The 14,940-nt window shown below is 70.2% G+C and carries 15 protein-coding genes; 11 read left to right on the forward strand and 4 right to left on the reverse strand.

Annotated elements, in window-relative coordinates:
- Nucleotides 1-60: 60 nt before the first annotated feature.
- Entirely contained in the window at nucleotides 61-726 is a 666-nt protein-coding gene (locus ACWGDX_RS35750) for a hypothetical protein (protein ID WP_453632473.1), read from the reverse strand.
- A 348-nt stretch (nucleotides 727-1,074) separates the two neighbouring features.
- Nucleotides 1,075-2,673, reverse strand: coding sequence for a beta-N-acetylhexosaminidase (locus ACWGDX_RS35755; protein ID WP_453632500.1), 1,599 nt, complete (start codon nucleotides 2,671-2,673; stop codon nucleotides 1,075-1,077).
- Between the two features lie 398 nt (nucleotides 2,674-3,071).
- Here ACWGDX_RS35755 and ACWGDX_RS35760 point away from each other — a divergent pair, with 398 nt between their 5' ends.
- The 9 genes from ACWGDX_RS35760 to ACWGDX_RS35800 all read left to right on the forward strand — a co-directional run bounded on the left by ACWGDX_RS35760 (nucleotide 3,072) and on the right by ACWGDX_RS35800 (nucleotide 10,120).
- The gene (locus ACWGDX_RS35760) at nucleotides 3,072-3,821 is read left to right on the forward strand and encodes a 2-oxo-4-hydroxy-4-carboxy-5-ureidoimidazoline decarboxylase (RefSeq protein WP_453632475.1); all 750 of its coding nucleotides are present in this window, start codon (nucleotides 3,072-3,074) and stop codon (nucleotides 3,819-3,821) included.
- Nucleotides 3,822-3,992: 171 nt separating this feature from the next.
- Nucleotides 3,993-4,373 (forward strand): succinate dehydrogenase, cytochrome b556 subunit, encoded by a 381-nt coding sequence (gene sdhC / locus ACWGDX_RS35765; RefSeq protein WP_363079756.1) that lies wholly within the window; start codon nucleotides 3,993-3,995, stop codon nucleotides 4,371-4,373.
- Nucleotides 4,374-4,383: 10 nt separating this feature from the next.
- Nucleotides 4,384-4,875, forward strand: a complete 492-nt coding sequence (locus ACWGDX_RS35770) for a succinate dehydrogenase hydrophobic membrane anchor subunit (RefSeq protein ID WP_453632477.1) — start codon at nucleotides 4,384-4,386, stop codon at nucleotides 4,873-4,875.
- A 23-nt stretch (nucleotides 4,876-4,898) separates the two neighbouring features.
- Complete coding sequence (sdhA, locus tag ACWGDX_RS35775) at nucleotides 4,899-6,653, forward strand: succinate dehydrogenase flavoprotein subunit (protein ID WP_453632479.1); 1,755 nt, start codon at nucleotides 4,899-4,901, stop codon at nucleotides 6,651-6,653.
- A complete protein-coding gene (locus ACWGDX_RS35780; protein ID WP_382856704.1) occupies nucleotides 6,653-7,411 on the forward strand; it encodes a succinate dehydrogenase iron-sulfur subunit in 759 nt (252 codons plus the stop codon). Before sdhA ends, ACWGDX_RS35780 begins: the two co-directional genes overlap by 1 nt.
- Before the next feature lie 141 nt (nucleotides 7,412-7,552).
- A complete protein-coding gene (locus ACWGDX_RS35785; protein WP_453632481.1) occupies nucleotides 7,553-8,137 on the forward strand; it encodes a hypothetical protein in 585 nt (194 codons plus the stop codon).
- A gap of 211 nt (nucleotides 8,138-8,348) precedes the next feature.
- Nucleotides 8,349-8,786 (forward strand): hypothetical protein, encoded by a 438-nt coding sequence (locus ACWGDX_RS35790; RefSeq protein ID WP_453632483.1) that lies wholly within the window; start codon nucleotides 8,349-8,351, stop codon nucleotides 8,784-8,786.
- Between the two features lie 6 nt (nucleotides 8,787-8,792).
- Complete coding sequence (locus ACWGDX_RS35795; protein ID WP_453632485.1) at nucleotides 8,793-9,284, forward strand: thiol-disulfide oxidoreductase DCC family protein; 492 nt, start codon at nucleotides 8,793-8,795, stop codon at nucleotides 9,282-9,284.
- A gap of 11 nt (nucleotides 9,285-9,295) precedes the next feature.
- On the forward strand, nucleotides 9,296-10,120 hold the full coding sequence (locus ACWGDX_RS35800; RefSeq protein ID WP_453632487.1) for a TetR family transcriptional regulator: 825 nt from the start codon (nucleotides 9,296-9,298) through the stop codon (nucleotides 10,118-10,120).
- A 37-nt stretch (nucleotides 10,121-10,157) separates the two neighbouring features.
- Here the strand turns inward: ACWGDX_RS35800 and ACWGDX_RS35805 are convergent, their stop codons facing one another.
- Nucleotides 10,158-10,784, reverse strand: a complete 627-nt coding sequence (locus ACWGDX_RS35805; RefSeq protein ID WP_453632488.1) for a carboxypeptidase-like regulatory domain-containing protein — start codon at nucleotides 10,782-10,784, stop codon at nucleotides 10,158-10,160.
- Nucleotides 10,785-10,944: 160 nt separating this feature from the next.
- On the opposite strand from ACWGDX_RS35805, the gene ACWGDX_RS35810 reads away from it, so the two are divergent.
- Entirely contained in the window at nucleotides 10,945-11,652 is a 708-nt protein-coding gene (locus tag ACWGDX_RS35810; protein WP_453632490.1) for a response regulator transcription factor, read from the forward strand.
- Complete coding sequence (locus ACWGDX_RS35815; RefSeq protein ID WP_453632492.1) at nucleotides 11,649-13,166, forward strand: sensor histidine kinase; 1,518 nt, start codon at nucleotides 11,649-11,651, stop codon at nucleotides 13,164-13,166. Before ACWGDX_RS35810 ends, ACWGDX_RS35815 begins: the two co-directional genes overlap by 4 nt.
- 40 nt (nucleotides 13,167-13,206) lie before the next feature.
- Here ACWGDX_RS35815 and ACWGDX_RS35820 read toward each other — a convergent pair whose 3' ends face one another.
- Nucleotides 13,207-14,760 (reverse strand): ABC transporter substrate-binding protein, encoded by a 1,554-nt coding sequence (locus tag ACWGDX_RS35820; RefSeq protein WP_453632494.1) that lies wholly within the window; start codon nucleotides 14,758-14,760, stop codon nucleotides 13,207-13,209.
- Nucleotides 14,761-14,940 lie beyond the last annotated feature (180 nt).

The following is a 14,940-nucleotide window of genomic DNA, read 5'->3' on the forward strand; positions in this document are numbered from 1 at the left end:
CACGCGCGGCCGGTCGTACGGCGGCAGTGCTCCGGGGGCGCCCACGCGCCGCTCCGCGCGTCAGGCCTGCGCCCTGGCACGGCGTGAGACGACCGCGCGCAGGACCCGCTGTCCCTCGGTCGACAGATCCAGGGCCTGGCGCACACCGGCGGGCCCGTCCGTCTCGGCCAGGATCTCCAGGATCCTGATCTGGCGCCGGAGTTCACCGGCGACCAGCGGGCCGACACCGTCCGTGCCCTCGGCGCCGTCCACCGCGTCGGACACGGCGACCGTGTCCTCGCGGGCCCGTGCCAGCCGCTCAGCGGCGGCGGCGCCCCCGCTCTCGCCCACCGAGTCGAGTCTCTGATGGATCTCCAGCGCGGCGACCGAGCAGGTCTCCGCCCAGTCCCGCAGCGGTCCGGCCGCCCACTCCGAGGGCGCGGAGGCGAGCATGGTCCGTACGAGCACGACACTCTCGTCCGGCGAAGCGCCGTCCGGCTCCGGCGCCACGCCCGGCCCGGCGCCCGCGACGGCGGCGGTCGTGGCGGCGGTCGTGGCATCCAGGGCCTGCCGGGACGCGGCCAGCCGCTCCGGCCAGTCCCGCTCACGGACCGCCACACCCGCCCACAGCGGCCGCAGCACATCGGCGTCGTCCGCGAGCAGCGGCAGACATCGGTCGAGGCAGGCGAGTCCGCTCGCGGCCAGGCCGCGGGCATCCGCCTGTGCGATCAGCTTCACCAGGCTCATTCAAGTCTCCCGTCGCGGAAGCGGTACCGGCCGTACTGATCACTACTGCGCCGGGCGGCTGGAATACGTCACTCGATCACCGCGCGTAGACCACCCGCGACCCCTTCCGGGCCGCGTACGGACCGATCCATCAGGTCCGGAACACCACGAAAATCCGGTACGCCCGGAATCGCGGACCCGTCGAGCGGCCGGAAGAGGAGCACATCGGCGAATGATTCCGGCCGCCGCCCGCCCGGCACTTCACCGGGGTGCCGCGGCGCCCGTCGACCGGGCGAGCGTTTCTGATGGAGCGTCAGTCCGGCCCGTACAGCCCGGAACGTCAGCCCGGAACGTACGTCCCCGGCCCGCTCACGCGGCGCCGCCCACCTTCGTGGCGAGCGCCGTGAAACCGCTCCAGTTCAGCGACGGCTTCGCCGGGTTCCACAGCTTCTGGGTCAGCGCGGCCAGGGGCAGCCGGATCCCGCGCGCCACCTGTTCCTCGGTCTGCGCGTTGGGGAAGTCGCCCCAGACCGCGAGCCGTCCGCCGAGGATCTGCTTCGAGTACTTCGCGTCGACCGGTTTCGTCCCGCGCAGCACCAGCGGGGTCCACTGCTCGTAGATCCGCTGACCGGTCGGGTACATGAAGTTGTTCGGCTGGCCGAGCACGTAATACAGGTACTCGTCATTGAGGTTGACCATCGGGCGGCCCTCGTCCAGATACTCCGTGGGCGGCCTGGCCCCGATCTCCCGGCCCGTCCAGTACTCGATCTCCAGGTCCTTGTCGGCCCGCACGACACCGTCCCGGAAGACACCGTCGTTCCACACCTTGAGCGTTCTCCCGAAGGGGCGCAGCACCGCGGCGCGGTCGTTCGTCCAGGCCGTCGTCAGATCCTGGATCCGGCCCTGGGCGCCGTACTTCTTCACGGCCAGCGCGGCCAGCTCCGGGTACGACGCCTCGGGGTTCGCGACCACCAGCGCCTGGTACTCGTCCCCGCCGAGATGCCAGAACCGGCCCTTGAAGAGCCCGGCGAACTCACGCAGCAGTTCGTCGATGAGCCGCGCCGACGCGGGCTTGGAGATGTCGATCGCGCCCTTGGTGGCCACACCGTCCGCGTTACGGAGCTGGAGCGAGGGATAGGCGGCCAGCACCGCGCCGAGATGTCCCGGGGAGTCGATCTCCGGGACGACCGTGATGTGCAGCCGGTCCGCGAGGTCCAGGATCTTCCTGACCTCGGCCTTGGAGAGACGCTGCTTGGAGACGATCTCGGGATGGGTGGTGGACTCGATACGGAAGCCCTGGTCGTCGGAGAAGTGCAGCCCGAGCATATTGAGCTTGAGGTCGGCCATCTCGCGCAGCCGGTCCTCGATCCACCCCGGGGTGTAGTACTTGCGCGCGATGTCGAGGTTCAGCCCGCGCTGCGGCCTGCCGGGGCTGTCCCGTACGACGCCCTCGGGCATCACCCCGTCGGCGCGCAGCGACTGCTTGAGCGTGCGGGTGCCGTAGAAGACACCGGCCTGATCGGGTCCGGTGATCCGCACCCGGCCGCCGCTCGTGGTGAGGGTGTACGACTCGGCGGCGCCGCTTCCGCTCCTGAGGGCCAGCTCGACATCGCCGGCGCGGGCGGCGGCCGTACCCCGGTAGGCGATCCTCAGCTCCTCGGAGAGCAGCTTCCCCTCGTCGGCGAGACCCTCGCTGCCACTCGCGAGGACGACACCGCTGCCGGAGGACGGCTTCCAGCCGGGGCCGCGGGCGGCCTTGTGCTCGCGTACGGAGGGGATACCGCGCGGCGCCCGGGAGAGCGGGAATGTCTTCGAGGGCGAGGGCGCGGCGGCCAGTGAGGAATGCGGGGAGGCGCGGTCCAAGGAGGCCGCGTCGGAGGCGGCGGCGCTCGACGGCTCCGTCCCGTCTCCCGCGCCCGCGCTCCCGTTCCCGGAGTCACAGGCGGCCATCGTGGCGGCGGCGGCCATCGCGACCACCGCCCCGACTATCCGAGAACTCCGGGGAATCCGGGATATTCGTATCACTCCGTAACCTCCCAAAGAGGGCCAGACGCACCCCCCGCACCGCGAAAGTGCGGCGCACTTACGGTGAAGATCCCACGGCGGCGTCCACCATGCGCCGGGAAACTCTCCCATCCGGGTGAAAATCGCGCGTCCGTCGGACGTACCCCCCGGCGCGTCGATAGCGTTACGGCGCATCCGCCCCTTGTGGCCCAGCCGTCACACGGCGGGTCCGATCAGCCCATCGACAGGTCCAGCAGACCCACCCGGCCGGCCCGACCGACGCACCGGCCGCGTCAACCGATGTCCCCTTTCCCACGTCTGTCCTTACGTCCGGCCTCCACCCCACTTCCGGCCTCCGCTCCATGGCCGGCCTCCGCCCACGACCTCCGCCGCCCGCCGCGTTCGAGGAGCCCCCGCTGTCCAGCGCATCCCACGCCGGCCACCCGAACGGCCTCCACCGTTTCAACACCGCCGCGCCACTCGCCGCCGAAGCCGCGCTGCTCACCTGCTGCGGCAGCCGCCGCTGGGCCCAGCGCCTCGCCGCGCACCGCCCGTACCCGGATCTCGACACCCTGCTCGCCGCCGCCGACGAGGCGAGCTACGACCTCTCCCAGGCCGATCTCACCGAAGCGCTCGCCGACGAGTCGTCCTCGGGTCCGCCGCACAGCGCCCCGGCCGCCGCCCGTACCGCCCTGCGCGCCGCGCACGCCGCGTACGAGAGCAGCTTCGGCCACGCCTTCGTGATCAGCCTCGACGGCCACCGGCCCGAGGAGTATCTCGACGAGGTGCTCGCGGGCATCCACACCCGGCTCTCCCATGAACCCGACCACGAGCGGGCCGTCGCCGCGGACCAGCTGCGGCGCCTCGCCCGGAGCCGGATCACGCTGCTGGTCGGGCCGCCCCGGGAGCCGGGGGACCCCGGCCGCACGGCCGACCCCGCGCCCCCTGTCCCGCGACCCGGCTTCACGGCCCGCCCAGGCCATCCGGGCCATCCAGGCCATCCGGACCAGACGGGCCATACGGTCCACGCAAGCCATACGGGCCATTCGGGATGCGGGCCCTCGGGAGCCGGGCAGCAGGGCTGCCCCGATAGCCCGTCCGTGGCTGTTTGATTGCCTGTTTGATCACACCTACGGGCCCCCGGGCGGAGGAACCGACAACTCGTCGCTACCATGGCCAGGGCCGGAGGACCGTACCCGGCCGGGCGCGACCGACACCACTGTGCTTATCGAGTAGAAGATGGCGGCCGGCTCCCCCGATCACCGCTCCCGGAGGGTTTTTCCGTGCCGGCTGGAACGCTGTACCGCGGCCGGGAAGGAATGTGGTCCTGGGTGGCTCATCGAGTCACCGGCGTCCTCATCTTCTTCTTCCTGTTCGTACACGTGCTGGACACCGCTCTCGTCCGTGTCTCCCCCGAGGCCTACGACGATGTCGTAGCGACCTACAAGAACCCGGTCGTCGCGCTGCTCGAGTACGGCCTTGTGGCCGCCATCCTCTTCCACGCGCTCAACGGCCTGCGCGTCATCGCCGTGGACTTCTGGTCCAAGGGCCCGCGCTATCAGAAGCAGATGCTCTGGACCGCCGTGGGTATCTGGCTCGTCCTGATGGTGGGCGCCCTCTACCCCGTGCTCGGCCACGCCGTACGCCAAGTCTTCGGGAGCTGAGAGTCCGCCCATGTCTACCAACAACACTGTCGCCGACACCACCTCCGCGATCGGTGACGTCGAGGGCGAGAGCCTGTACGACGCCGACTTCCCGGCCCCTCTCATCGAGGCGCCGCGCAAGCGGACCGGCAAGACCCCGAAGTCGACCCGCGGCAACTTCGAGATGGCCGCGTGGCTCTTCATGCGCCTCTCAGGTGTCGTGCTGGTCGTCCTGGTCATCGGCCATCTGATCATCCAGCTCGTCCTGGACGGCGGGGTGTCCAAGATCGGCTTCGCCTTTGTGGCGGGCCGCTGGGCCTCCCCGTTCTGGCAGGTCTGGGATCTGCTGATGCTGTGGCTGGCGATGCTGCACGGCGGCAACGGCCTCCGTACGGTCATCAACGACTACGCGGAGCGCGCCACGACGCGCCTGTGGCTCAAGGGCCTGCTGTACACCGCCACGGTGTTCACCATCCTTCTCGGCTCGCTGGTGATCTTCACCTTCGACCCGAACATCCGCTAAAGCCGGGGCTGACGAGACTCACTATGAAGATCCACAAGTACGACACCGTCATCGTCGGCGCCGGTGGCGCCGGTATGCGCGCGGCCATCGAGTCGACCAAGCGCAGCCGTACCGCAGTGCTGACGAAGCTCTACCCGACCCGGTCCCACACGGGCGCCGCGCAGGGCGGCATGGCCGCCGCGCTCGCCAACGTGGAGGAGGACAACTGGGAGTGGCACACCTTCGACACGGTCAAGGGCGGTGACTACCTGGTCGACCAGGACGCCGCCGAGATCCTGGCGAAGGAGGCCATCGACGCGGTCCTCGACCTGGAGAAGATGGGCCTGCCGTTCAACCGGACGCCCGACGGCACCATCGACCAGCGCCGCTTCGGCGGCCACTCCCGCAACCACGGCGAGGCCCCCGTCCGCCGGTCCTGCTACGCCGCGGACCGTACGGGCCACATGATCCTCCAGACGCTGTACCAGAACTGCGTCAAGGAGGGCGTGGAGTTCTTCAACGAGTTCTACGTCCTGGACCAGCTCATCACCGAGGTCGACGGCGTCAAGAAGTCCGCCGGTGTGGTCGCGTACGAGCTGGCCACCGGTGAGATCCATGTCTTCCGGGCGAAGTCCGTCATCTACGCGTCCGGCGGCACCGGCAAGTTCTTCAAGGTGACCTCCAACGCGCACACCCTGACCGGTGACGGGCAGGCCGCGTGCTACCGGCGCGGACTGCCGCTGGAGGACATGGAGTTCTTCCAGTTCCACCCGACGGGCATCTGGCGCATGGGCATCCTGCTGACGGAGGGCGCCCGCGGTGAGGGCGGCATCCTCCGCAACAAGGACGGCGAGCGCTTCATGGAGAAGTACGCGCCCGTCATGAAGGACCTCGCCTCCCGCGACGTGGTGTCCCGGTCCATCTACACGGAGATCCGCGAGGGCCGCGGCTGCGGTCCCGAGGGCGACCATGTCTATCTGGACCTCACGCATCTCCCGCCGGAGCAGCTCGACGCCAAGCTGCCCGACATCACCGAGTTCGCGCGCACGTATCTGGGCATCGAGCCGTACACCGACCCGATCCCGATCCAGCCGACCGCGCACTACGCCATGGGCGGCATCCCGACCAATGTCCAGGGCGAGGTCCTCGCCGACAACACGACGGTCGTCCCCGGTCTCTACGCGGCCGGCGAGGTCGCGTGTGTCTCCGTGCACGGTGCCAACCGCCTCGGCACCAACTCGCTGCTGGACATCAATGTCTTCGGCCGCCGGTCCGGTATCGCCGCCGCCGAGTACGCCGCGAAGCACGACTACGTCGAGCTGCCCGAGAACCCGGCGGCGCAGGTCGAGGCGCAGGTCGAGCGGCTGCGCGCGTCCACCGGCGGGGAGCGGGTCGCCACGCTGCGGCTCGAACTCCAGGAGTGCATGGACGCCAATGTGATGGTGTTCCGTACGGAGCAGACCATCAAGACGGCGGTCGAGAAGATCGGCGAGCTGCGCGAGCGCTATCTGAACGTGTCCGTCCAGGACAAGGGCCGGCGCTTCAACACGGATCTGCTGGAGGCCGTCGAGCTGGGGAACCTGCTCGATCTGGCCGAGGTGATGGCCGTGTCCGCGCTCGCCCGCAAGGAGTCCCGCGGCGGTCACTACCGCGAGGACTACCCCAACCGCGACGATGTGAACTTCATGCGCCACACCATGGCGTACCGCGAGGTCGGCGACGACGGCAACGAGTCCATCCGTCTCGACTACAAGCCGGTCGTCCAGACCCGCTACCAGCCGATGGAGCGTAAGTACTGATGGCTACCCCCGTACTGGACAAGGTCGAGGCGGAGTCCGCCGCCTCCCCGTACATCACGGTCACGTTCCGGATCCGCCGCTTCAACCCCGAGGTCTCCGACGAGGCCCAGTGGCAGGACTTCCAGATCGACATCGACCCCAAGGAGCGCGTGCTCGACGGTCTCCACAAGATCAAGTGGGAACTGGACGGCTCGCTCACCTTCCGGCGCTCCTGCGCGCACGGCATCTGCGGCTCGGACGCGATGCGTATCAACGGCCGCAACCGGCTGGCGTGCAAGACGCTGATCAAGGACATCAACCCGGACAAGCCGATCACGGTCGAGCCCATAAAGGGGCTCACGGTCCAGAAGGACCTGATCGTGGACATGGAGCCGTTCTTCCAGGCCTACCGCGACGTGATGCCCTTCCTGGTCACCTCCGGCAACGAGCCCACCCGGGAGCGGCTCCAGTCCGCCGAGGAGCGCGAGCGCTTCGACGACACCACGAAGTGCATCCTGTGCGCCGCGTGCACCTCGTCCTGCCCGGTCTTCTGGAACGACGGCCAGTACTTCGGTCCCGCCGCGATCGTGAACGCGCACCGCTTCATCTTCGACTCGCGTGACGAGGCCGCCGAGCAGCGCCTGGAGATCCTCAACGACAAGGACGGCGTGTGGCGTTGCCGCACGACGTTCAACTGCACGGACGCCTGCCCGCGCGGTATCGAGGTCACCAAGGCGATCCAGGAGGTCAAGCGCGCGCTGATCACGCGTCGCTTCTGAGGGCGTCCGCTGCCGCGGAGACGTCGCGGAGACTTCGCGGACACGTCCAAGGGCCCGTTTCTGTGGGGAAGCCCATTCAGAAGCGGGCCTTCCGTGTGCCAGGATCGGAAGTGCATTCGGGACCACGGGAAGCGGGGAGAAATGACCGAGCCGAATCCGTACGCGGACGGGGAGTACACATGGGGGCCGCCGCAGTCGCCGGGCCCCGGGCCGGGGACCGGAGCGCCGGGCACACCGGAGTACGACTTCCCTAATCCCACGCTCATCGACGGCCGGACCGGCTCCGTACCCGGCTACGGCCATCCCGGGACCGACCCCGGGCCCGGCTACGGTTATCCGCGGTCGGGCGCCCCGTACCCCGTGCCGACGGGCGGCGGCGGCATGCCGCTGGTGTCGATAGGTGACATCACCGTGCTGAACGACTCGATCATCACCCCGTCGGGCACGCTGCCGCTCAGGGGCGCGGTCTGGAACGCGACGGACATGTCCCGTACGGAGGAGAAGATCCCGGCGTACGCCATCGTCCTCGCGATCGTCTTCTTCCTCTTCTGTCTGGTCGGTCTGCTCTTCCTGCTGATGAAGGAGAAGACGACCACGGGCTTCATCCAGGCCTCGGTGACCAGCGGCGGCAAGCACCACTCGACCATGATCCCGGCCACCCACCCGGGCGCCTTCCAGGCCGTCATGGGCCAGATCAACTACGCCCGTTCACTGAGCAGCATGTGAGACCGGCCGGCGCCGGACCCGCTCCCGGCGCCGGACCCACCGAGTCCTCCGCCGCGCTCTCCACCGCGCTTCCCACCGCCCCCTGACGCCATGTCGCGTCAGGGGGCGGTGTCATGTCACGCCGGTGCTCCAGCTCGCTTGAACATGTTCAAAAACGGGTCTAGAGTTCCCGACAACCAGCTTTTGAACATGTTCAAAGGGAGGGTGGGGGATGGACCTCACTGTTGTCGCGTATGTGGTGTACCTGCTGATCAGCGTGGCGCTGACCGTGTGGGTGGCCCGGACACTGAGCAGGAACGGGCGGATCTTTCTCGCCGATGTGCTCAAGGGGGACGAGAAGCTCGCGGACGCCGTCAACCATCTGCTGGTGGTCGGCTTCTATCTGGTCAACCTCGGCTTCGTCACGCTCTATCTCAAGAACGCCGACGCCGTCGAGAACGCCCGCGGGCTCTTCGAGGCGCTCTCGGTGAAGATCGGTGTGGTGCTGCTGGTGCTCGGGGCGATGCATCTCGGCAATGTCTATGTGCTCAACAAGATGCGGCGGCGCGGACTCATGGAGCGCGAGCAGCGGCCCCCGGTGCCGCCGCAGGGCTGGACGGGACCGGCCGACAAGGGACCCTGGGCCGCCACCCCCGCCCCCGGGGTGTGAGCGGCCATGCCAGGGGAGACCGTGGTGCGCCCGCCCGAGGCCCGTACGCCCGAGATACGCCGGCCCGAGGCCCGTGTGTCCGAGGCACGCCCGCCCGAAGCGCGCACGCCCGTACACCGGCTGACCGTGCTGTACGACGCGCGGTGCCCGCTCTGTGTCCATGTGCGGCACTGGCTGCTGCGCCAGCGTCAGCTCGTACCGATCGATCTCGTGCCCGCCGCCTCGCGGGAGGCCCGGCGGCGGTATCCGGACCTCGACCACGGGTCCACGCTCAAGGAGATCACCGTCATCGGTGACCGGGGCCAGATCTACCGGGGCACCGCCGCCTGGATCGTCTGCCTCTGGGCACTGGCCGAACACCGGCCAAAGGCCCACTGGCTGGCCACCCCGGCCGGCGCCCCCTTCGCCAGGGTCACGGTGCTCGCCGCCGCGAAGTACCGGGAGCTGACGGCAGCGCCCTGCGACGACGCGTGCGAGGTGCCCGCTCCGTCGCACTAGGCTCAGGCACTGTGAAGGACGAGAACGCCGTGAAGGACGCACAGGACCCCAAGGCCGCCGGAGGCGCGAAGGTTCCGGGTACGTCCAGGGCCGCCGGCGCCTCCAGGACCCCGGCCCCCAAGAGCGAGCAGACCCGCACGCTCATCCTCGAAACCGCGCTGCGGCTCTTCCAGGAGCGCGGTTACGACAGGACGACCATGCGGGCCATCGCCCAGGAGGCCGGGGTCTCCGTGGGGAACGCGTACTACTACTTCTCGTCCAAGGAGCATCTCGTCCAGGGCTTCTACGACCGGATCGCCGCCGAACACCGGGTGGCGGTCCGGCCGGTGCTGGAGCGTGAGACCGATCTCGAAGCACGGATGGCGGGGGTGCTGAAGGTCTGGCTCGACATCGCCGCGCCGTACCACGAGTTCGCCGCGCAGTTCTTCAAGAACGCGGCGGACCCCGAGAGCCCGCTGAGCCCCTTCTCCCCGGAGTCGGAACACGCCCGCGACGCGGCCATCGCCGTCCACCGCGAGGCACTGGCCGGGTCCAGGGCGAAGGTCGCGAACGAACTGGTTGACATACTGCCCGAGTTGATGTGGCTGTCCCAGATGGGACTCGTCCTGTACTGGGTCTTCGACCGCTCGGAGGGCAGTGCCCGCAGCCGCCGGCTGGCGGAACGCGGCGCCCTGCTGACCGCGCGGGGCGTCGCGCTCTCCCGGTTCCGGGTACTGCGCCCGCTCGTCCGCGATGTGCACGAGCTGTTCACGGACTTCCTGCCGGGCATGGCGGAGGCGGCGGCCTCGCGCAAGGCGAGGACCAGGCCGGAGAAGCCGGACCCGAAGAAGGACTGACCGGTCACGGACCGACCGGGACGGATCCGGTGTGCCGTCAGTTCACCGCGTCCACGGCCGTCTCCTCCAGCACCGGATCATGTACGGTCGGGTCCTCACCGATCAGGACGCGCCGGGTCCGCGGTGCGAAACCCGTCGCCGTCACCGTCACCAGATACGGTCCGGCCGCCGGGGCGGCGAGGATGTACGAGCCGTCGGCCAGCGACTCCACACCGTCGAGCCGCCGTCCGCCCACGGTGCTCAGGACGAGCGCCGCGGAGCCGACCGCGTCGCCCTCGTCCGTCCGTACGAAACCGTGCACCGCCGACGCGTAGGACGGGCCGGACGGCGGGACCCAGGGCTCCCGCTCCTTCCGCGCGACGCCTCCGGGCGGCTCCGCCTCCTCGGACTCCGGTCCGCCCGCCGCCGGCCGGGCCCGCTGACGCCTGCTCAGCCCCCGCTTCCCTCGCTTCCCCAGCATCCCGAGCGGCCCGAGCAGCCCCAGCGGCCCGAGCAGCAGGATCACCGCGGCCAGTGCGCTCAGCACGACCCAGGTGACGGCCCGGCCGCCCGCCTCGCCCGGAAGCCCGGCACGCCCGGCGGCCCCCAGACCCAGCAGCGCCGCCGCCCACAGCACCAGCACCACCCCCTTGTGCCGGTGGCACCAGCGTGCCCATGCCTCCACGATGTCCGCCCTCTCCCGGTCACCCGTATCCGTCCGTCCCCCTCGCCGGATCTCAGAATCGGTCCGCCGCCGGGCGTACGGCGGAGCGCGGCCCCTACTCACAGGGAACTCCCAAGCGGCCGGCGGTGCCCGGGGCGATCGCGGTGCGGATACTGGGGGCATGACAGATGGGGAGGGGACGGCGGCGGCGACCGTGCTGGTCGTCGAGGACGAACCGAGCATCGCGGACGTCCTCGCCATCGCCCTGCGCTACCACGGGTTCGAGGTGGTGGCCGCCGCGAGCGTGCGGCAGGCCGCGGAGGCGGTCCGGCGTACGCGCCCCGATGCGGCGCTGCTCGATGTGATGCTGCCGGACGGCGACGGCCGTGAGATCGCCCGTCAGCTGCGCGAGTGCCACCCGGAGACCGGGGTGGTCTTCGTCACCGCCCGGGACGCGCCCGCCGAGATCGTCGGCGGACTCGGGCTCGGCGACGACTACATCACCAAGCCGTTCAACGTGGACGAGGTGATCGCCAGGATCCGCGCCGTGCTGCGCCGTACGCGGCCCGCGGACCGGCTGCCCGCCCGGCCGCCGCTGCGGTACGCGGATCTGGAGCTGGACGAGGCGACCTACACCGTGCGCAGGGCGGGCAGGCCCGTGGACCTCACCCCCACCGAGTACGCGCTGCTGCGGTTCCTGGTGCGCAACGCCGGTTCCGTGGTGACGAAGGAGCAGTTGCTCCGTCATGTCTGGCGGTACGAGCACGCGGCCGAGTCCACGGTCGTGGAGACGTACATCAGCTATCTGCGCCGCAAACTCGACCCGCTGGGACCGCCGTTGATCACCACGCGCCGAGGTGTGGGATACGGCCTGGCGCGCCCGGTATGAGCCGCGCCGGGCGCCGCACCGGGCGCCTCCGCCGTACGAGGTTCTTCCGTCGTACGAGGCGTCCGCGCCGCACGCGTTCGCTGCGGACGAAGCTCACCCTCGTCAATGTGCTGCTGCTCGCCCTCGGGATCACCGTCGCGACCGCCGCCAGCCTCTTCGGGCTCCGCCACTACCTTCTCGGCGCCATCGACTCCGAGCTGACCGGGTCCCGCGACGCCCTCCGGCGCAGCGGGATCACCATGAAGCAGATCGAGTCCCTGAGCGCGCTCGCCGCCGTACGGGACATCCTCGCCCCCGGCGACTCGGGGGCGAGCACGCTGCCCAGACCCGAGACGGTCTTCGTCTCCGTCGCCCCCTCCGGCCGGCCGGTGTTCTTCACCGGGGTCGCGCCGAGCGCGCGCCAGCGGGCCCTGGCCGAGGCGGTCGGCGACCCGAGGGCGGCGGCCCGCTTCACCACCGCGCGCGATGTGGACGTGGACGGCGAACCGTACCGGATGACGGCCGCCGAGCTGCGGGACGGCACGGTGGTCCTGCTGGCGAAGTCCACCAAGACCGTCCACCAGAGTCTGAAGGCCGCGCTCAAGCTGGATCTGGCCTTCGGGACCCTGCTGCTGGTGCTGCTCGCGGTGATGACGCTGATGGGCGCGGGCCGTACGCTGCGCCCGCTGAAGGACATGGTGGAGACCGCGTCCGCCATCGCCGAGGGCGATCTGACCCGCCGGATACCGGGCCGTCACGACACCATAGCGGAGACCGAACAGCTACGGCTCGCGCTCAACTCCATGCTCCAGCAGGTCGAGTCGGCGTATGTGACGCGCGAGCGCAGCGCCGCCCAGCTCCGCCGCTTCGTCGCGGACGCCTCGCACGAGCTGCGTACCCCGCTCGCCGCGATCCGCGGCTATCTCCAGCTCTACGACCGCGGGATGCTGCGCGAGCCGGCGGAGCGTACCCGCGCCATGTCCCGGATGAACGCGGAGGCGGACCGGATGAGCCGGCTCGTCGACGAACTGCTCACCCTGGCCCGGCTGGACCAGCGACCCGAACTGCGGCTGCGGCCGGTGGACATGAGCCGGCTGGTCAGGGACGCGGCGGACGATCTGCGCGCCCAGCAGCCGGACCGTACGGTCGAGGTGGCGGCCGCCGGGACGATGCTCGTCCAGGGCGACGAGCCGGGGCTGCGGCAGGTCATCGGGAATCTGCTGACGAACATCCGGGTCCACACCCCGGTGGCCGCGCCGGTGACGGTGGAGCTGGCGCGCTCGGGGTGCGGCGGGGTACGGCTCAGGGTCGCGGACCGGGGCCCGGGGATGGAAGGGGCCGACGCCGACCGTATCTTCGACCGCTTCTTCCGGGTGACGGGCGCCACGGGCACGGGCACGGGCACGGGCGGCAGCGGGCTCGGTATGTCCATCGTGCAGGCGGTGGTGGCCTCCCACGGCGGCGAGGTCACGGTGGAGACCGCGCCGGGCGCGGGCCTCGCGGTCACGGTGACACTGCCGCGCCCGTCACCGTGACGGCGCCCCCGGAACCCGTCACCGCCGAACCGCCGCGCGGTCAGAGCCGGCCCAGCGCCCACAGCCGCCAGAGGCCCGTACCGTCCGAGAGGTACTGCGAGCCCGTGATGTCCTCGGTGCTGAGGACATAGTCCTTCTTCTGCCACAGCGGCAGGACGGGCACATCCTCCGCCACCACCTTCTGGAGCGTCCTGAAGTCCTGCGCGGCGCGCGCACGCTCGCCGTACTGCTGGGTGGACTCGATCAGCTGGTCGACCCGCTCGCTCGCGTAGCCGTTGTGCAGAGTGGACTCACGGCCGACCAGGGGCTGTACGAAGTTGTCGGGGTCCGGGAAGTCCGGGAGCCAGCTCACGCAGTACGCGTCGTACTCCCCCTGGGAGTAACCCTTCTGGAACTCCGTCCACTCCTTCTCGACGACCTTCACCTCGAACAGCCCGGTGGCTTCGAGCTGTTCGCGCAGCTCCGCCGCCTCCGGCGCCGCCGAACCGCCCCGCGCGTGCGCGAGCGTGAACCGGACCGGCGTCCGCACCCCCGCGTCCGCGAGGAGTCGCTTCGCGCGCTGCGGGTCCGGATCCGGATAGGAGTCGAAGAAGGGAGTGGTGTGCGAGGTGATGCCCTGCGGGACCAGCGAGTAGAGCGGATCGACGGTCGAGTCGTAGACACCGGTGACGATCGCGGCCCGGTCGACGGTCGCGGCGATCGCCCTGCGTACCGCGGTGTCGGCCATCGGCGAACCCTCGCGGACGTTGAAGACGAGATTGCGGATCGCGGCGCTCTCGGCCTCGTTGACCCTGACACCGTCGTTGCCCGCGTCCAGTCCGGCGATCAGCGACGGCGGGAGCTGGCGGTGGGTGACATCCACCGTACGGGCCTTCCAGGCGGCGGCCAGCTGCTCCGACGTCTCGAAGTAGGCGATGTCGACAGGACCGCCGGTCTCCTCGACCGCGCCGTGGTAGCCGGGATTGGGCGCGAGATGGGCGGTGGAACCGGGTGTGTAGGCCGTGAGGATGTACGGCCCCGTGCCGTCGGCCTCGAAGCCCGCGCGCAGCGTGTCCGCCGGGTACCGGGTGCGGTCCACGATCGAACCGGCTCCGGTGGCGACCTTGAGCGGGAAGGTGGCGTCACGCGAGGTGAGGTGGAAGGTGACCGTCCTGCCCTTCGCCACCACGGACTTGAGCGTGGTGAAGAGGGACCGCGGGCCCACGTCCGACTTGATCGCCAGCACCCGGTCGAAGGAGTACTTGACGTCCTCGCCGGTCATCGCGCGCCCGCCGGGGAAACGCAGATCGTCACGGAGCTCGCAGCGGTAGGTCCGCAGATCCGTTCCGACGAAGGCGCAGCTCCGCGCCGCGTCCGGCACCGGTGTGACGGAACCGGGTTTGAACGTCAGGAGAGATTGGTAGATGTTGCCGAACAGCGCCCAGGATCCCGCGTCGTAGGCGCCCGCCGGATCGAGCGACGTGACCACATCGGTCGTCCCGACCGTGATCGGTTTCTGTCCGGCCCGATCGGACGGGAGCAGCTGCCAGCCACCCGCTCCCGCAGCCACCAGTACCAGACTTGTGATGAGTATCCGCAGACGGATCGGCCGCATCGCTGTGCCCCTCTATCACGCCCACCCCTGACCGTGATGGCGCTCACCCAACCACAGGCGAAAGACGCGTGTAAGGAAAATCGCGCGTCTCACAGGTAACGGTCGTGAACGGCCATCCGGGACAGCGCCGCCCGGTGCGGGCGATCCGGAGCAATACGCCGGGAGGGCCCGCCACGGCTC

Source organism: Streptomyces sp. NPDC055025 (genome assembly GCF_053608565.1).

Bases quoted from the DNA above. Each gene is read 5' to 3' on its own strand.
- sdhA (WP_453632479.1), top strand. From the start codon at position 4,899: ATGAAGATCCACAAGTACGACACCGTCATCGTCGGCGCCGGTGGCGCC.
- ACWGDX_RS35780 (WP_382856704.1), top strand. From the start codon at position 6,653: ATGGCTACCCCCGTACTGGACAAGGTCGAGGCGGAGTCCGCCGCCTCC.
- ACWGDX_RS35790 (WP_453632483.1), top strand. From the start codon at position 8,349: ATGGACCTCACTGTTGTCGCGTATGTGGTGTACCTGCTGATCAGCGTG.
- ACWGDX_RS35750 (WP_453632473.1), bottom strand. From the start codon at position 726: ATGAGCCTGGTGAAGCTGATCGCACAGGCGGATGCCCGCGGCCTGGCC.
- ACWGDX_RS35810 (WP_453632490.1), top strand. From the start codon at position 10,945: ATGACAGATGGGGAGGGGACGGCGGCGGCGACCGTGCTGGTCGTCGAG.
- ACWGDX_RS35760 (WP_453632475.1), top strand. From the start codon at position 3,072: ATGGCCGGCCTCCGCCCACGACCTCCGCCGCCCGCCGCGTTCGAGGAG.
- ACWGDX_RS35755 (WP_453632500.1), bottom strand. From the start codon at position 2,673: ATGGCCGCCGCCGCCACGATGGCCGCCTGTGACTCCGGGAACGGGAGC.
- ACWGDX_RS35785 (WP_453632481.1), top strand. From the start codon at position 7,553: ATGACCGAGCCGAATCCGTACGCGGACGGGGAGTACACATGGGGGCCG.
- ACWGDX_RS35770 (WP_453632477.1), top strand. From the start codon at position 4,384: ATGTCTACCAACAACACTGTCGCCGACACCACCTCCGCGATCGGTGAC.
- ACWGDX_RS35815 (WP_453632492.1), top strand. From the start codon at position 11,649: ATGAGCCGCGCCGGGCGCCGCACCGGGCGCCTCCGCCGTACGAGGTTC.
- ACWGDX_RS35820 (WP_453632494.1), bottom strand. From the start codon at position 14,760: ATGCGGCCGATCCGTCTGCGGATACTCATCACAAGTCTGGTACTGGTG.
- ACWGDX_RS35795 (WP_453632485.1), top strand. From the start codon at position 8,793: ATGCCAGGGGAGACCGTGGTGCGCCCGCCCGAGGCCCGTACGCCCGAG.